Raw genomic sequence first — 16,140 nt, 5'->3', positions numbered from 1 at the left:
GTGAGCGATCCGCGGCCGCGCCCGGACCCCTGTCGTAGACTTGGCGGCACGATGGACGACCCCCCCAGTTGCAGACGATCGCCCCACCGACCCGACTCCCGGATGCACCGGCCTGACTCCTGGCCGAACAGGGGGTGCGCGTGATGGATTACGTCATGCTGGGCGTGGGGCTCCTGCTCACCATCGGCACCGGACTGTTCGTCGCGAGCGAGTTCGCGCTGGTGAACCTCGACCGCGCCGACCTCGAGGCCCGTCAGGCGGCCGGCGAGTCGCGGCTCTCGATGACCATCGGCGCGCTGCGCATCACGTCGACGCATCTGTCCAGTGCGCAGCTGGGCATCACGCTGACCACGCTGCTCACCGGCTACACGATGGAGCCGGCGATCTCGAACCTGCTCGCTCCGGTCTTCGACGCGTGGGGCATCCCCGGGGGCGTGTCGCGGCCCCTCGCCGCGGTCATCGGCGTCTCGATCGCGACCGTGTTCTCGATGATCATCGGCGAGCTGGTCCCCAAGAACTTCGCCCTTGCGATCCCGAGGCAGACCGCGAAGCTGGTCATGCCCTTCCAGGTGGGGTTCACGACGGTGTTCCGCCCGGCGATCGTCGTGCTCAACGGCAGCGCGAACGGCGTGCTGCGGGCGATGGGCGTCGAGCCCAAGGAGGAGCTCTCGGGCGCGCGGACGGCCGAGGAGCTGTCGAGCCTCGTGCGCCGCTCCGCCAGCGCCGGCGTGCTGGAGGAGGACACCGCGTCGCTGCTCGACCGCAGCCTCACCTTCGCGCGCCTGAGCGCGGCCGACGTCATGACGCCCCGCCCGAGCATCCATGCGCTGGCCGCGGACGACTCCGCGGAGGACGTCATCCAGCTCGCGCGCCGCACCGGGCACAGCCGCTTCCCCGTCTACGGCGAGTCGATGGACGACATCACCGGCATCGTGCACCTCAAGGCCGCCGTCGGCGTGCCGCGGGAGCGCCGCGCGGACGTGCCCGCCGCCGCGCTGGCGACCGAGCCGCTGCGGTTCCCCGAGGCGGTGCACCTCGACGTCCTCGTCGCCGAGCTGCGCGCTCGCGGCTACCAGATGGCCGTCGTGGTCGACGAGTACGGCGGCACCGCGGGCGTGGTGACGCTGGAGGACCTGGTCGAGGAGATCGTCGGCGAGGTGCTCGACGAGCACGACCGGCGCCGCGCGGGCATCGTCCGCGTCGATGACACCGTGGTGTTCCCCGGCGAGCTGCGCCCCGACGAGGTGCGCGATCGCACCGGCATCCGCATCCCCGAGGGCGACGTCTACGACACCGTGGGCGGCTACATCATGAGCGTCCTCGAGCGCATCCCCGCCGTCGGCGACACCGTCGAGATCGAGGACGGCACCCTCGAGGTGCAGCGCATGGCCGGACGCCGCGTGGAGCGGGTGCGGTTCGTCCCGACGCCGATGCCGCACGCGGCGGCGGCGACGGAAGGGGGTGAGCGTCGATGAACGACTGGGCCGGAATCGCATGGCTCGTGGTGCTGCTCATCGCCAACGCCTTCTTCGTCGGCGCCGAGTTCGCCGTCATCTCCGCCCGCCGCTCGCAGATCGAGCCGTTGGCAGAGAAGGGGTCCCGCTCGGCCAAGACCGCGCTGTACGCGATGGAGCACGCGACGCTGATGCTCGCGACCAGCCAGCTGGGCATCACGATCTGCTCGCTGCTGATCCTGAACGTGTCCGAGCCCGCCATCCACCACCTGCTCGCCGAGCCGCTCGGGCTCACCGGCTGGTCGGAGGCCGTCGTCGACGGCGTCGCGTTCGCGATCGCCCTGCTGCTGGTGTCGTACCTGCACGTCGTGTTCGGCGAGATGGTGCCGAAGAACCTCGCGTTCTCGGTGCCCGACCGCGCCGTGCTCATGCTCGCCACGCCGCTCGTGTGGGTGTCCAAGCTCTTCCACCCGGTGATCGTGACCCTGAACTGGATCGCGAACCACATCGTGCGGCTGTTCCGCGTCGAGCCGAAGGATGAGGCCGCCTCGACGTTCACGCTCGAGGAGGTCGCGACGATCGTCAATCAGTCGCGCATCGAGGGCGTGCTGGACGACGCGGCCGGAACGGTCGCCGCCGCCGTCGAGTTCACCGACAAGAAGGCCGCCGAGGTGGCGGTGCCGCTGTCGCAGCTCGTGACGCTCCCCGAGCGGACGACGCCCGACGAGATCGAGCGCGCCGTGGCCAAGCACGGCTTCTCGCGCTACGTGATCGTCGACGACGAGGGTGCGCCGCTGGGCTACGTGCACCTGAAGGACATCCTGCGGGCGGCGGAGGGGCCGGATGCCGCCACCGACGTCGCGCGCCCCATCACGACCCGTCGCGTCCACCACATGGTGCCCGTGCTCGAGACCACCGACCTGGAGGACGCCCTCGCCGTCATGCGCCGGGCCGGCCGCCATCTGGCGCAGGTGCGCAACGAGGCCGGCGAGACCACGGCGGTGCTCTTCCTGGAGGACATCATCGAAGAGCTCATCGGCGAGGTGCAGGACGCGACCCGTCGTCGCGGCTTCTGACGCGCGGCGGAGCCCCGGGTATCCCGGGGCTTCGCCGTCGCCGTCAGGAGGCCGGCCGCGCCCGGAGGTACTGCGCCGGCCAATACTCGATGTCGGCGCCGAGCTCGGTGGCGGCCCGCAGGCCGTAGTGCGGATCGCGGAGCCACTCGCGTCCGGCCATGACGGCGTCGGCCGCCCCCTCCTCCAGCACCCGCTCCGCATGGACGGCGTCGTCGATCATGCCGACGGCGTTCACCGGCACACCCGCCTCGCGGCGCACGCGCGCCGCGAGGCCCACCTGGTAGCCGGGGCCCGTCGTGAGCCGCTGGTGCGAGACGAGGCCCCCGCTGGAGATGTCGAAGAAGTCCGCGCCGCGGTCGGCGGCCCAGCGCGCCACCGTGACGGTGTCGTCGGCGTCCCAGCCGCCGGGCGCCCAGTCGGTGGCGGAGAACCTCACGATGAGCGGAACGCCGGGCGCGGCATCCGTCACCGCCTCCAGCACGCGGAGGAGGAGCCGCGCGCGATTGCGCAGCGAGCCGCCGTACTCGTCGTCGCGAAAGTTGGACAGTGGCGAGAGGAACTGGTGCAGCAGGTAGCCGTGGGCCGCGTGCAGCTCGAGCACCTGGAATCCCGCGTCGACGGCGCGGCGGGCCGCCGAGGCGAAGGCGGCGATGATGCGGTCGATGCCCGCGAGGTCGAGGGCGACAGGCGCCGCGTAGCCGTCGTAGGCGTCCGCCGAGGGTGCGACGGTGGTCCAGCCGCCCTCCTCGGCCGGCACCGAGCCGCGGCGTCCGGAGAACGGCGACCAGGTGGAGGCCTTGCGCCCCGCGTGCGCGAGCTGGACGCCGGCCACCGCCCCACGGCGACGGATGGCCGCCACGATCGGCGCCCACGCGTCGCGCTGCTCGTCCGTCCACAGTCCGACGTCCTCGGGCGAGATGCGCCCTTCGGGCGACACCGCGGTCGCCTCCGCCACGATCAGCCCCGCCCCTCCCGACGCGAACTGCGCGAGATGCGTGTGGTGCCATTCCTGCGGCACGCCGTCCACCGCGCTGTACTGGCACATGGGCGACACCCACAGGCGATTGCGGATCGTGACGTCGCGGAGGGTGATCGGGGAGAACAGTCGGGGCATGGGGTCTTCCGGGCCGGGTTCGGGGGAGCGGTACTGTGACGGCATGGAGCGGTCTCACTCGCTGCGGGCATGGTCGCAGGCCGACGCCGCGCGGGCCCTGCGGCGGCCGACGGGCGCCGATGACAAGTATTCCCGAGGCGTGCTGGGCATGCGCACCGGGTCCGAGGCGTATCCCGGTGCCGCCGTGCTGGGCGTCGAGGCCGCCTGGCGCACCGGCCTCGGCATGGTGCGCTACCTCGGCCCCGAGCACCCGACGGCGCTCGTGCTCGCCCGCCGGCCCGAGACCGTGACCGCGGACGGCCGCGTGCAGGCGTGGGTGATCGGATCGGGGACGGATGCCGCCGTCCGCACCGAGTCCGACACCGCGGCGCTGCGCGGCCTGCTGTCCGACACCGATCCCGTCGTCGTCGACGCCGGGGCCCTCGATCTCGCCGCCGAGGCCACCGCGCCGCGCATCCTGACGCCGCACGACCGTGAGCATGCCCGGCTGCGTGCGGCCCTCGGGCTCGGCCACACGCCGACGGACCGGGTCGTGGCTGCGCGCGAGACCGCGGCGGCGACCGGCGCCGTCGTGCTGCTCAAAGGGGCCGTGACCGTCGTGGCCGCTCCCGACGGGTGGGCGGCGACGGTCGAGGCCGGCACCCCGTGGCTCGCGACGGCGGGCACCGGCGACGTGCTCGCGGGCGTCATCGGGGCGCTCGTGGCGGGGGCGATGGCGCACGACCAGACGGCGGATGCCGCCTCCCTCGCCGCGCTCGCGGCCTCCGGCGCCTGGCTGCACGGCCGTGCGGGGGCGATCGCCGCCGCCGGCGCGGGCTCGACCGCCGGTGGCCCGGCGTCCTCGGGCGGCGGGCCGATCACGGCGCTCGACGTGGCCGAGGCGCTGCCGCGCGTGGTCGCCGAGGCGCTCGCGGCCTGACCCGCGCCCCGTTCGCGTGACGGGCGGCCGTGGCGCGTCCCTAGGATGGAGGGCGTGTCTGGGCGGGCGGTGGTGTGGATCGCGTTCGTCCTGGTCCACGCCGTCGTGGTCTGGCTGGGGTTCGCCGACGATCGCGCCGCCTCGTGGGACGTCGATCAGCTGTACCGGTGGTGGGCAGGGCTCGCGCTCACCGGGGAGGCGTTCCCGGGGATCACCGCGGACTGGATCTACCCCGTCCTCGCCCAGCTGCCGATCCTGACCGCCGGCGCCGTCGCCGGGCTGCTCGACTACGTCTTCGCGTGGGGCCTGCTCGTGACGGCGCTCGACGCCGCCGCGTTCGGCGTCCTCGTCGGGCGCGGCCGCTCCCGAGGCCGGATGGCGGCCGCATGGTTCTGGCTGGCGGCGATCCTCGCCCTCGGCGGCGTCGGGATGTTCCGCCTGGACGCGGTCACGGTGCCCCTCGCTGTCGCCGGCTCGCTGTGGCTCGTCGGTCGCCCATGGCTCGGATCGGCGCTGCTCGCCGTGGCCACGTGGATCAAGGTGTGGCCGGCCGCGCTGCTCGCCGCGGCCGTCATCGCGGTGCGGCGGCGGCTCGCGGTCCTCGGGGCGGCGGCGGCGGTGTCCGCCACCGTGGCGCTCGCCGTCTTCGTCGCGGGCGGCGGGGCACACCTTCTCGGCTTCGTCGGCGACCAGACGTCGCGCGGGCTGCAGATCGAGGCACCGGTGAGCACGGTGTACATGGTGATGGCCGCCGCGGGCGTGCCAGGCGTCGAGGTGGTCTACGACTTCGACCTCATCACCTTCCAGGTCGACGGCCCGGGCGTGGAGGGGGTCATCGCCGTGATGACGCCCATCCTCGTCGTGGGCATGCTCGCGATCGCGGCGGCGGGCGCGCTGAAGGCGTGGCGGGGCGCGAGCTTCGTCGCGCTGTTCCCCGCCCTCGCCGCGGCCCTGGTGCTCGGCTTCATCGTCCTCAACAAGGTCGGCTCGCCCCAGTACATGACGTGGCTGGTCGCACCGCTCGTCCTGGGCCTCGTGCTCGATCGCCGCCGCTGGTGGGCACCGGCTGCCCTCACGCTGGCGATCCTCGCCCTCACGCAGCTGATCTTCCCGTTCTGGTACGACGCGCTGCTCGTCCTCGCGCCGGCCGCGGTCGGGCTCCTCGTCGCGCGCAACCTGCTCCTGCTCGCGCTCTTCGCGTGGGTCGTGGTCCGACTCGTGCGGGTGCGCGTGCGGCCGGCCGTGCGCCGACGCGTGACAGAGTAGACGTGGGCCGGCTGCGCCGGCCGTCGCCGGCGCAGCGCGCAGGCCGGCCTCGGCGCCTGCCGCCCGCCATCCTCATCCCCTGAACCGGAGGTCCCCATGCTCGTCGCCTTCTCCGTCGCCCCGAGCGGCACCGGCCGCGCCGACGGCTCGGTGCACGATGCGGTCGCCGCCGCGGTGCGCGTCGTCCGTGACAGCGGGCTGCCGCACCGCACGACGTCGATGTTCACCGAGATCGAGGGGGAGTGGGACGAGGTCTTCGGGGTCGTCAAGCGCGCCTGCGACGCGGTGGCGCCCTACGGCTCGCGCGTCTCGCTCGTGCTCAAGGCCGACATCCGCCCCGGGTACTCGGGAGAGCTGGACGGCAAGATCGAGCGCCTCGAGCGCGCGCTGCGGCGCGACGACGCCGACTGAGGCGATGGACCTCCCGCTCGGCGACCGGTCGCGACGCCCCGAGGACGCGACCGACCCCGCGATCCCCGTCGCCGCCACGGTCGTGCTGCTGCGCGACGGCGTGGAGCGCGCCGGCCTCGAGGTGCTCATGCTCGAGCGACCCGACCGCGGCTCGTTCGCGGGGGCGTGGGTGTTCCCGGGCGGCAAGCTCGAGGATGCCGACCGCGGACCCGACCCCGCCGAGCCCGAGGAGGCGGCGGCCCGGCGTGCGGGCGTGCGGGAGACGCGCGAAGAGACGGGGCTGTCGGTGGATCGCGACGCCCTCGTGACGCTGTCGTGCTGGGACCCGCCACCGGGTCTCGCACTGCGGATCCGCACGTGGTTCTTCGTGGCGACGGCCGCGACCGGCGTGCTGACACCCGCGGCGGACGAGGCCGTCGCGACGGAGTGGATCCGCCCGTCCGAGGCGCTGGCCCGTCACGGGCGCGGGGCCTTCACGCTGTATCCGCCGACGTGGGTGACACTCCACGGCCTGGCCGAGCACGACGACACCGCGTCGGTCGTCGGCGCGGCGCGCCTCGGCGGCGTGCAGCGCTTCGAGACGGTCGCGCGCCGCGGCGGCGACGGCCCCGTGCTGCTGTGGCAGGGCGACGACGACTACGATCCGGATGCCTCGGCCGAGGCATCCGGATCGCGTCATCGCCTCGAGATCGGGGCGCTGCCGTGGCGCTACCAGCGCACCGGCGGAGCGGTCGTCACGGCTCCAGCACCCCGGCGACGCGCACGAGGTCCGCGAACGTGAAGTCGCCGGCGACCGCGCTCGGAAGCGTCGGGGTGAAGCCGACGTTGAGCAGGGACAGGGCGTCGCGGCGCAGCATGGTCACGAACGTGTCCGCCACGATCTTCGCCCCCAACGGCCCGAGGTGCTCGCCGCCCGTCGCGACCATCGCCTCGCGCAGGATGTAGTACCACAGCGGCGTCTTCTCGAGCAGGAGTCCGCCCTGCTGCTGCAGGACGGCCACCTCGTCGGCGGGGAGCCCGCCCGTGAGCTCGGCCGCACTGAGCACGGGCACGCCGAGCGCCGCCGCCGTGGCCTGCCCGCTGGGGAGCCCGAGCACGAGACCGCGCAGCAGATTGCGGGTCGCGAGGATGCTCATGAGCGCGTTCGTGCCGCCGCCGTCGAGATCCTCGAGCGCGCTCGCGAGCACGCTGTCGATCTTGCGCGCGTTGTTGAACACCGGTACGGCGAAGCCCGTCTCGAAGAACGCGTTGAAGTCGACCACCCAGTTCGAGCGCACCGGCAGGTGCGGTTCGTGGATGAACGCGAACACGTCCGACATCGGCTTGGTGCGCAGCTCGAAGTTCAGCCAGTAGTCGTCGCGGATCATGCTGTGGCCGAACCGGTACGCGGCGACGGAGAACTCCACCGGCATCTGGAACGCGCCGCCGATCGGAGCCGACACACCGGCGATCGCCGCGTCGACGGCCGCCTGGCCGCAGATGCGGGGCAGGAAGTCGTTGAGCACCGCCCACTGGTAGTGCAGCGTCGCCTGCCGCTTGGCCTCGACGAAGACGTCGCCGGGGAATCCGGACGCGACCAGGGAGTCGACGATCGCGTTGTGGAACCGCAGCATCGCGTGGTGCAGCTGCGACACGATGAGGTTCTCGTTGTTGCGCGGGTCGCCGATGATCGCTGTGAAGGCCGAGGTGCGGGGAACGTCGCAGTCGGTGTGCTCGACCATGCCGGCCGCGCCGGCAGCCCCGCCGGCACCGCCGACGCCGCTGGACAGGTTCGTGCCGATCAGCATGCGGAATGCGGAGGCCGGCTCGCCGGGCGCCGGTGCGGCGTACAGGAAGGCATCCACCGCCGGTCCTCGCCCGTACACGCTGTCGAGGTCGAGCATCGGCGAGCGCATGTTGTTGATGACGCCCGCGTCGACCAGCGTCGGCGAGTCGAGGGCCGACGACACGTCGAGGGTGATGTCGTGGTCGACGAACTGCCCGACGTAGGTGAAACCCGACGGGGTCGCGGAGTCGGGCGCCGTCTCGCGTCCGCTGTTGGCCATCAGGTTGCCCAGCTGCGTCAGCAGATCCCGCGAGGTGTCGTCGAGGGGCAGCCGGCTGGCCTTGCGCACCCTGGTCTTGGTCAGGTAGCCGAACTTGTCGGCGGCGGAGGAGAACACCTCGTGCGCGGGGAAGTATCCGAGCGAGAACTTCGCGCCGTGGAACCTCCCGTGCTCGGGCCGCACCGCCTCCAGCGAGGAGCGGATGTCCACCGGCAGCCGCGGTGCCCGCCGCTCGCCGGGCGACCGCTCCCGGGTGCCGTTCACGCCGAGCTGTTCGCGGAGAAAGGGCTGGGCCGCGAAGGCGTCTTCGGGCGACTCGGCGCCCGGCTTGGTGTCAGTGCTCATGATTCCCTCCTTGGGACTTTGCCCAGTGGGAGAGGAGCGTCGCGGACGGTGATACCGCGGCGACGTGAATCAGGACTCGAGCAGCCGGCGCAGGTGGGTCCCCACCGCGTGCGTCTCGATGAGGAACCCGTCGTGGCCGAAGTCGCTCGAGAGCACGACGGCGCGGTCTCCGTCGAGCGTGTTGCGGATGCCGCGGGCGATGCGGTGCTGCCCGTCGATCGGGAAGAGGCGGTCGCTGTCGATGCCGAGCACGAGCGCCGTCGCGGTGACGCGGGCGAGCGCGTCCTCGACACCGCCGCGGTCGCGCCCGACGTCGTGCGAGTTCATCGCCTCCACGAGCGTGATGTACGCGTTCGCGTCGAAGCGCCGCGTGAACTTGTTGCCGTGGAAGTCGAGATACGACTCCACGGCGAACCGGCCGCCGCGCCCGAGCGGGCTGACGCCGGACTGCCACGACCGCTGGAACCGCTGGTTCAGCTCGGTGGGGGAGCGGTAGTTCAGCAGCGCCATCCGGCGGGCCAGCGCGAGGCCGCGCGTCGGCCCGTCCCCGTCGGCGGCGTCGTAGTACTCGCCGCTCTGGAACCGCGGGTCGATGCGGATGGCCTCCAGCTGCACCGAGTTCAGCGCGATCTGGTCGGCGGTGTTGACCGGCGGCGACGACAGGATCCCCACGCGCGCGACGCGCTCGGGCAGCGACACCGCCCACTCCAGGGCGTGCATGCCGCCCATCGATCCGCCGACGACGGCCGCCCAGACGTCGATCCCCAGCGCATCCGCGAGGCGCACCTGGGCCGCAACCTGGTCGCGGATCGTCAGGTACGGGAAGCGCGAGGCCCACTCGTAGCCGTCGGGACCGATGGATGCCGGACCCGTCGAGCCCTGGCATCCGCCCAGCATGTTCGGTGCGACGACGAACCAGCGATCGGTGTCTATCGGGCCGCCCGGGGCCACGATGTCGTCCCACCAGCCGGAGGTCGGGTGCCCCGCCCCGGCCGGCCCGCGGACGTGGCTGTCGCCGGTGAGCGCGTGGAGCACCAGTACGGCGTTGTCGCGGGTGGCGTTCAGCTCGCCCCACGTCTCGTACGCGAGCCGGTAGGCGGGCAGCTCGCGGCCGCCCTCGGTGCGGAACGCCCCGAAGGCGGCGAAGTGCCGGTCGCCCGGCGGGTCGCCGTCGCGCCAGGCGCCGGTGGCGGGCGGGCGCCCGCCCAGCAGGCGGGCGTCGGCCTCCGTCACGGGCGCGCTCGGCACCGTGTCCTCGGAGGTCTGCCAGTCCATCGGTCCATTCTCGCGTGCCGGGTCGCGGGCAGGCCGCGTGTTACGGGCGGGATGACGGATGCCCCGTCCCGGCGCCGCGCGCCGGGACGGGGCATCCGCGTCCCGAGGAGGGGGTCAGGCGCGAGCGGCCTCCGAGACGCGGCGTGCGGCCGCGAGAGCCTGCTCGAGGTCGGCCTTGAGGTCGTCGATGTTCTCGAGGCCCACCGAGAGGCGCACCAGGCCAGGGGTGACCCCGGCGGTGAGCTGCTGCTCGGGCGTGAGCTGCGAGTGCGTCGTCGAGGCCGGGTGGATGACGAGCGAGCGCACGTCGCCGATGTTGGCCAGGTGGCTGAACAGCGTCAGCGAGTTGACGAACTCGCGGCCGGCCTCGACGCCGCCCTTCAGCTCGAACGACAGCACCGCGCCGACGCCCTTCGGCGCGTACGTGTTCGCGGCGGCGTACCACGGCGAGGTGGGCAGGCCCGAGTAGTTCACCGACGCGACGTCGCCGTGGTTCTCGAGCCACTCCGCGATCTCCTGCGCGTTCTGCACGTGACGCTCGACGCGCAGCGACAGCGTCTCGATGCCCTGGATCAGCAGCCACGCGCTGTTCGGCGAGATGGCCGAGCCGAGGTCGCGGAGCAGCTGCACGCGCGCCTTGATGATGTAGGCCAGGCCGTCGCCGACCGCGGCGGTGTACGACGCGCCATGGTACGAGGGGTCCGGAACCGTGAGGCCGGGGAACTTCTCGACGTTCTTGGACCACGCGAAGGTGCCGCCGTCGACGATCACGCCGCCGATGGTCGTGCCGTGGCCGCCGAGGAACTTGGTGGCCGAGTGCACCACGATGTCGGCGCCGTGCTCGAACGGCTTGATGAGGTACGGCGTCGCGATCGTGTTGTCGACGATGAGCGGCACGCCGCTCTCGTGGGCGATGTCGGCGACGGTGCGGATGTCGAGCACGTTGATCTTCGGGTTGCCGATGGTCTCGGCGAAGAACAGCTTCGTGTTGGGGCGCACCGCGCGGCGCCACTCCTCGGCGTCGTCCTGGTTCTCGACGAACGTGGTCTCGATGCCGAGCTTGGCGAGGGTGTACTTGAAGAGGTTGTACGTGCCGCCGTAGATCGAGCTCGACGAGACGATGTGGTCGCCGGCCTCGGCGATGTTCAGCACCGCGAAGGTCGCCGCCGCCTGGCCGCTCGCGAGGAGCAGAGCGCCGGTGCCGCCCTCGAGCGCGGCGAGGCGCTCCTCGACGACCGCCTGCGTCGGGTTCTGGATGCGCGTGTAGATGTTGCCGAACTCGGCCAGCGCGAAGAGGTTCGCCGCGTGGTCGGCGTTGTCGAAGACGTACGACGTGGTCTGGTAGATCGGCGTCGCACGAGCCTTGGTCACCGGGTCGGGCTGGGCCCCCGAGTGGATCTGCTTGGTCTCGAAACGCCAGTTCTCGGGTGCGGACATGGCTTGCTCCTGCGGGTTCGGATGCCGGGAGCAGGCGCCCCCAGCCGGGTTCGACAGTACGGAGAACCGCGGTTGTCGACAACGCGGGGGAAATGTGACGTAACGCGCTCACCGCCCCCTCCTCCCCGGACGGCCCGCCCCCCTCGTTCGCCGGCGCTGAATGTACGGCGTCCCCGGCGTGTCGCGTGCATTCAGCGCAAGTGAACGGGGCTGGGGACTGTGGGTAGCGTGGAGGTCATGGCGAACAGACGTGCTGTGGTGACCGGGGCGAGCTCGGGGATCGGAGAGGCGGCCGTGCGCGCGCTGCGCGCGACCGGCTGGGACGTGGTGGGGGTGGCGCGGCGGGCCGACCGCCTCGCGGCGCTCGAGGACGAGACGGGCGCCGTCGCGTTCGCCGCCGATCTGACGACGGATGCCGATGTCGAGGCGCTCGCGGCGTTCCTCGACGGCTCCGGCCCGGTGCACGCGCTGGTGCACGTCGCCGGGGGCGCCCGCGGCACGGACCGGGTCGAGGACGGGCGCGTCGAGGACTGGCAGTGGATGTTCGAGGCCAACGTGCTGTCGGCCCAGCGCCTCGTGGCGGCCCTGCTGCCGCAGCTGCGCCGGGCCGCGGCATCCGACGGTCACGCCGACACGCTCTTCGTGACCTCGACGGCCGCCCAGCACGCCTACGCAGGCGGCGCCGGCTACAACGCGGCGAAGGCGGCCGAGGCGATGCTCGCGCACGCGCTGCGCCTCGAGCTCAACGGAGAGCCGATCCGCGTGGTCGAGATCGCGCCGGGGATGGTGCACACGCCCGAGTTCACGCTCAACCGCCTGGGCGGTGACACCGTCGCCGCCGAGCGCGTGTACGAAGGCGTGCGCGAGCCCCTCACGGCAGACGACGTGGCCGACGTGATCGCGTACGCGCTCAACGCTCCCGGCCACGTGAATCTGGACATGGTGACCATGCGCCCCGTCGCGCAGTCGGCGCAGCACCTGCTCGCGCGCGGTCCGCTGCGTCCGCGCGGCGTGGACGCACCGTGACGCTCGACCGCGGCACGGTCGTCACCTACCCGGACGGGGCGACCGTCTCGCACGGAACGGCGGTGCACGTCGCCCCGGCCGGCGACGGGCGCACCGCCGTCATCCTCGACCGCACCGCGTTCCACCCGGTCGACACGGCCTGGCCCGACCAGCCCGCAGACAGAGGCGTGCTCCGCGTCGGCGGCGTCGAGCTCCCGGTCGTCGACGCGGTGGTGGGCGCCGCGCAGGGCGAGCAGCTCCTCCTCGGCGCCGACGTCCCCGTGCGCACCGGGACCGAGGGATGGAGCTTCGTCGTCGCCCACGTCGTCGCCGGTGACGGGGTCGCCCCCGGCGCGAGCGTCGAGGTGGAGGCGGATGCCGCCTACCGCGCCGCCCTCTCGCGCGGCCACACCGCGTGCCACCTCGCCTCCCTGGCCCTGGACGCGGCGCTCGCCGACGCGTGGCGCAAGCCCGCACCGCTGGACGCGCTCGGTGCACCGGCCTTCGACGCACTGGCCATCCAGGAGTCGCGCATCCTCCCCGAGGGATCGCGCGACGTCTACCGCATCGGCAAGTCGCTGCGTCGCAAGGGCTTCGACCCCGCGGCGCTGCAGGACCTCGGGTCGCTCGCCGCCCGGGTGGACGCCCTGCTGGCCGAGTGGGTCGCAGCCGACGGCGCCGTGCGCATCGTCCGCGACGGCGAGGCGCTCGCCGACCGGCGGACGTGGGTGTGTCAGCTCCCCGGCGCCGAGGTCCGCATCCCCTGCGGCGGGACGCACGTCGCCTCCCTCGCCGAGCTCGCCTCGGTGTCGGTCTCGTTCGCGACGACCGCGACAGACGGCGGACTCGAGCTCGTGATGACCACCGCGGCCGAGCGTGCCTGACATGGCGATGACCCTCCCCGAGCTCGCCGGCGCGGGGCTCATCGACGCCGGCTGGTCGGCGGCGCTCGAGCCGGTCGCCCCCGACATCGCGGCGCTCGGCGACCGCCTGCGGGCGGAGGTCGCCGCCGGACGCCCCTACCTGCCGTCCGGCGACCGCGTCCTGCGGGCCTTCCAGCGCCCGCTCGCCGACGTCAAGGTGCTCATCGTCGGGCAGGACCCGTACCCGACGCCGGGGCATCCGATCGGCCTCTCGTTCGCCGTGGACGCGCACGTGCGTCCGCTGCCCAGGAGCCTCGCCAACATCTACCAGGAGCTGGAGGCCGACCTCGGCATCCCCCGGGCGCCCCACGGCGACCTGTCGGCCTGGAGCGACCAGGGCGTCATGCTCCTCAACCGCGTCCTGACGGTCGCCCCGGGGGCACCGGCGTCGCACCGCGGCTGGGGGTGGGAGAAGGTGACCGAGCACGCCATCCGCACGCTCGTCGCCCGTGACAGGCCGCTCGTGGCGATCCTGTGGGGGAGGGATGCCGCGAACCTGCGGCCTCTGCTCGGGGACACACCCGTCATCGAATCGGCGCACCCGTCCCCGCTCTCTGCGAGCCGGGGCTTCTTCGGCTCCAGGCCGTTCTCGCGAGCGAACGAGCTGCTCGCGATCCAGGGTGCCGAGCCGGTGGACTGGCGGCTGCCCGCGTAGGCTCGTCCCGCTGCCCAGGGCCGGCCGCACACATCAGGAGGGCGCATGCTCGAGGAGGAATACGAGAAGGACCGCCGACGGCTGCCGCGCCATCTGCAGCGCCAGCCGGAGCCCGAGCTGCCCTTCACGTTCCGGATCCGTCCCGTGGAGGACCGGGACATCCCCGACATCCGCGAGATCTACAACTACTACGTCACCAACTCGGTGGTGACCTTCGATGAAGACACCTGGTCGGTCTCGAAGTGGCGCAAGAAACGCGACCACCTCCGCAGGCTCGGGCTGCCGTTCCTCGTCGCCGAGTCCCCGTCCGGTCAGATCCTGGGCTACGCGCTGGTCCAGCCGATGTCGAGCAAGTCCGCCTACCGCTTCTCGGTGGAGAACTCCATCTACCTCGGCCAGGCCGCGACCGGCAAGGGGCTCGGCCGCGCACTGCTTCACGCCCTCATCGAGGCCTGCGAAGAGGTCGGCATCCGCCAGATGGTCGCCGTGATCAGCGACAAGGGGGCCGAGGGCTCGGTCGCGCTGCACGAGAAGCTGGGGTTCGTCGAGGTCGGGCGCATGGGCCGGGTGGGCTTCAAGTTCGACCGCTGGCTGGGCACCATCTACCTGCAGAAGTCGCTCAATCCGAAGAAGGGGGCGGGCAAGAAGTCCGGCACCCCCAAGAAGGGGTTGTTCGGGCGCTGATCCTCAGCGTCCGGGCCGCTCCGGTCCCGGCCGCTGCCTGCTCCAGTCGCGGACGGCGTCGATGAGCTCGCGCCACGCCCCGACGACCTGGTCGTCGAAGAGCTCTGCCTCGCGCGGGTCGGATCCCGCCCAGCTGGCGCGGATCAGCCACACGAAGCCGTCCGGCACGGGCGGTCGGCCGCGGTCCTCCGCCGACAGGGCCGGGGGTTCCTCCGGGCCGCTCGTCGTCGCCGTCGGGGCCGCGTGCGCGCCCTCCTCCGGCGCCCAGGGCGGGGGGACGTCATCCCACGGGCAGCGCTCGATGAGCGAGCGCCATTCCGGCGCCTCCGCGGCGGGGGGCTGCGCCGACCAGCGTCGCGTCATGCCGGCGATGCCGCCGGTGCGGGCCACGTCGACCTCGAGCGCGGGGTCGGGTTCGCCCCCGTCAGCATCGCGTGGTCGGGTCGTCTTGATCATCCGCGATCACCCCGACGCTCGTCCACCCGGCGCGGACGGCGTCGACCTCCTCCGAGTCCTCACCGTACTCCGTGCTCGCCGCCGTGACCGTGGCCCGTGCGAACGTCGTGAAGTCGGCGGTGGCGGGCACCGTGCCCGATGTGAGCGTGCGGTACCAGATGAGGCCGGCGCGGTCCCACGCCCGCCCGCCCAGGGCGGTGGCGGTGAGGTAGAAGGCGTGGTTGGGGATGCCGGAGTTGATGTGCACGCCGCCGTTGTCGTCTCGGGTCACGACGAAGTCGCGCATGTGGGCCGGCTGCGGGTCCTTGCCCAGCACGTCGTCGTCGTACGCCGTGCCGGGGGCGGCGAGCGATCGGAGCGCCGTTCCCTGCACGGCATCCGTGAAGATGCCTTCGCCGATCAGCCAGCTCGCGGTCTCGACGGTCTGCGCTTCGCGGTGCTGCTCGGCGAGCGCACCGAAGACGTCGGCGACGGATTCGTTGAGCGCGCCGGACTGGCCGCGGTAGAGCAGCCCGCCCTCGTCCTCGATGACGCCGTGGGCGAGCTCGTGGGCGATGACGCTCAGCGAGCCGGTGAACCCCGCGAAGATCTCGCCGTCGCCGTCGCCGAACACCATCCGCTCGCCGTTCCAGAAGGCGTTGTCGTAGTCGCGGCCGTAGTGCACGGTGGCCAGAAGCGAACCGCCCGCACCGTCGATGCCGTCGCGCCGGTACGCGTCCCACCAGAAGTCGAACGTCGCTCCGAGGCCGTCGAAGGCCTCGTCGACGGACGCGTCGCCGGTCGCCGGGTCGTCCTCGCCGCGCACCCGCACGCCCGGCAGCACCTCGCGCTCCTGCGCGTCGGAGATCTCGCGATCCGGCGCGGGCGTGGTCTCGGCGACCAGCGTTCCCGGCTCCTCGATCGACAGGCGCAGCCGGGAGCGGGCCGGCCGGTAGTCGCGCGGGGCCGCGAGGGTGGCGCGGGCGGCCTGCGCGGCCTTGGCCCAGCCCTCCTCCCGCACGGCGGCGATGCGGGCGAGGAGATAGGGCGGGACGATTCCGGGAGCCATGCTCCGAACCTAACGCCGCCCGCCGAC

Annotated in this window: 16 protein-coding genes; 10 read left to right on the top strand and 6 right to left on the bottom strand. The window is 72.9% G+C overall.

Annotation, left to right across the window (positions count from 1 at the left end; genetic code table 11):
- Positions 1-143 precede the first annotated feature (143 nt).
- Positions 144-1,475 carry a hemolysin family protein gene (locus ACZBH1_RS01060; RefSeq protein WP_463646637.1) on the top strand — a complete coding sequence of 444 codons (1,332 nt, stop codon included), beginning with the start codon at positions 144-146 and terminating at the stop codon, positions 1,473-1,475.
- The gene (locus ACZBH1_RS01055; protein ID WP_336398523.1) at positions 1,472-2,530 is read left to right on the top strand and encodes a hemolysin family protein; all 1,059 of its coding nucleotides are present in this window, start codon (positions 1,472-1,474) and stop codon (positions 2,528-2,530) included. Before ACZBH1_RS01060 ends, ACZBH1_RS01055 begins: the two co-directional genes overlap by 4 nt.
- Before the next feature lie 43 nt (positions 2,531-2,573).
- Here the strand turns inward: ACZBH1_RS01055 and ACZBH1_RS01050 are convergent, their stop codons facing one another.
- Complete coding sequence (locus ACZBH1_RS01050; RefSeq protein WP_336398524.1) at positions 2,574-3,644, bottom strand: NADH:flavin oxidoreductase/NADH oxidase; 1,071 nt, start codon at positions 3,642-3,644, stop codon at positions 2,574-2,576.
- Between the two features lie 43 nt (positions 3,645-3,687).
- On the opposite strand from ACZBH1_RS01050, the gene ACZBH1_RS01045 reads away from it, so the two are divergent.
- From ACZBH1_RS01045 to ACZBH1_RS01030, 4 genes are all read left to right on the top strand, one after another.
- Positions 3,688-4,563, top strand: coding sequence for an ADP-dependent NAD(P)H-hydrate dehydratase (locus ACZBH1_RS01045; protein WP_336398525.1), 876 nt, complete (start codon positions 3,688-3,690; stop codon positions 4,561-4,563).
- A 54-nt stretch (positions 4,564-4,617) separates the two neighbouring features.
- Positions 4,618-5,829: a hypothetical protein gene (locus ACZBH1_RS01040; RefSeq protein ID WP_463645227.1), complete on the top strand. Its 1,212-nt coding sequence runs from the start codon at positions 4,618-4,620 to the stop codon at positions 5,827-5,829.
- 96 nt (positions 5,830-5,925) lie between these two features.
- Positions 5,926-6,240, top strand: coding sequence for a thiamine-binding protein (locus ACZBH1_RS01035; protein ID WP_336398527.1), 315 nt, complete (start codon positions 5,926-5,928; stop codon positions 6,238-6,240).
- 4 nt (positions 6,241-6,244) lie between these two features.
- Positions 6,245-7,021 (top strand): NUDIX hydrolase, encoded by a 777-nt coding sequence (locus ACZBH1_RS01030; protein ID WP_463645226.1) that lies wholly within the window; start codon positions 6,245-6,247, stop codon positions 7,019-7,021.
- Here the strand turns inward: ACZBH1_RS01030 and ACZBH1_RS01025 are convergent.
- From ACZBH1_RS01025 to ACZBH1_RS01015, 3 genes are all read right to left on the bottom strand, one after another.
- Entirely contained in the window at positions 6,975-8,630 is a 1,656-nt protein-coding gene (locus ACZBH1_RS01025; protein WP_463645225.1) for a peroxidase family protein, read from the bottom strand. The genes ACZBH1_RS01030 and ACZBH1_RS01025 overlap by 47 nt on opposite strands.
- 69 nt (positions 8,631-8,699) lie before the next feature.
- On the bottom strand, positions 8,700-9,905 hold the full coding sequence (gene metX, locus ACZBH1_RS01020; RefSeq protein WP_336398530.1) for a homoserine O-acetyltransferase MetX: 1,206 nt from the start codon (positions 9,903-9,905) through the stop codon (positions 8,700-8,702).
- 114 nt (positions 9,906-10,019) lie between these two features.
- A complete protein-coding gene (locus ACZBH1_RS01015) occupies positions 10,020-11,342 on the bottom strand; it encodes a bifunctional o-acetylhomoserine/o-acetylserine sulfhydrylase (RefSeq protein ID WP_336398531.1) in 1,323 nt (440 codons plus the stop codon).
- 237 nt (positions 11,343-11,579) lie between these two features.
- Between ACZBH1_RS01015 and ACZBH1_RS01010 the strand changes: the two genes are divergently transcribed.
- The 4 genes from ACZBH1_RS01010 to ACZBH1_RS00995 are packed head-to-tail and all read left to right on the top strand — an operon-like array spanning position 11,580 to position 14,609.
- The gene (locus ACZBH1_RS01010) at positions 11,580-12,368 is read left to right on the top strand and encodes an SDR family oxidoreductase (RefSeq protein ID WP_463645224.1); all 789 of its coding nucleotides are present in this window, start codon (positions 11,580-11,582) and stop codon (positions 12,366-12,368) included.
- Complete coding sequence (locus ACZBH1_RS01005) at positions 12,365-13,231, top strand: alanyl-tRNA editing protein (RefSeq protein WP_463645223.1); 867 nt, start codon at positions 12,365-12,367, stop codon at positions 13,229-13,231. The genes ACZBH1_RS01010 and ACZBH1_RS01005 overlap by 4 nt, the downstream gene beginning before the upstream one ends.
- A 1-nt stretch (position 13,232) precedes the next feature.
- Positions 13,233-13,925: a uracil-DNA glycosylase gene (locus tag ACZBH1_RS01000; RefSeq protein ID WP_452324818.1), complete on the top strand. Its 693-nt coding sequence runs from the start codon at positions 13,233-13,235 to the stop codon at positions 13,923-13,925.
- Positions 13,926-13,970: 45 nt separating this feature from the next.
- On the top strand, positions 13,971-14,609 hold the full coding sequence (locus tag ACZBH1_RS00995; RefSeq protein WP_463645222.1) for a GNAT family N-acetyltransferase: 639 nt from the start codon (positions 13,971-13,973) through the stop codon (positions 14,607-14,609).
- Between the two features lie 3 nt (positions 14,610-14,612).
- Here ACZBH1_RS00995 and ACZBH1_RS00990 read toward each other — a convergent pair whose 3' ends face one another.
- Both ACZBH1_RS00990 and ACZBH1_RS00985 read right to left on the bottom strand, forming a co-directional pair.
- Positions 14,613-15,065, bottom strand: a complete 453-nt coding sequence (locus tag ACZBH1_RS00990; protein WP_463645221.1) for a hypothetical protein — start codon at positions 15,063-15,065, stop codon at positions 14,613-14,615.
- Positions 15,034-16,113 (bottom strand): M4 family metallopeptidase, encoded by a 1,080-nt coding sequence (locus tag ACZBH1_RS00985; RefSeq protein ID WP_336398537.1) that lies wholly within the window; start codon positions 16,111-16,113, stop codon positions 15,034-15,036. The genes ACZBH1_RS00990 and ACZBH1_RS00985 overlap by 32 nt, the downstream gene beginning before the upstream one ends.
- Positions 16,114-16,140: the final 27 nt, after the last annotated feature.

It is taken from the genome of Microbacterium sp. ZXT2-5 (assembly GCF_055329545.1).
The sequence above is the reverse complement of the archived record's forward strand: the minus strand, read 5'-3'. Positions and strand labels throughout refer to the sequence as shown.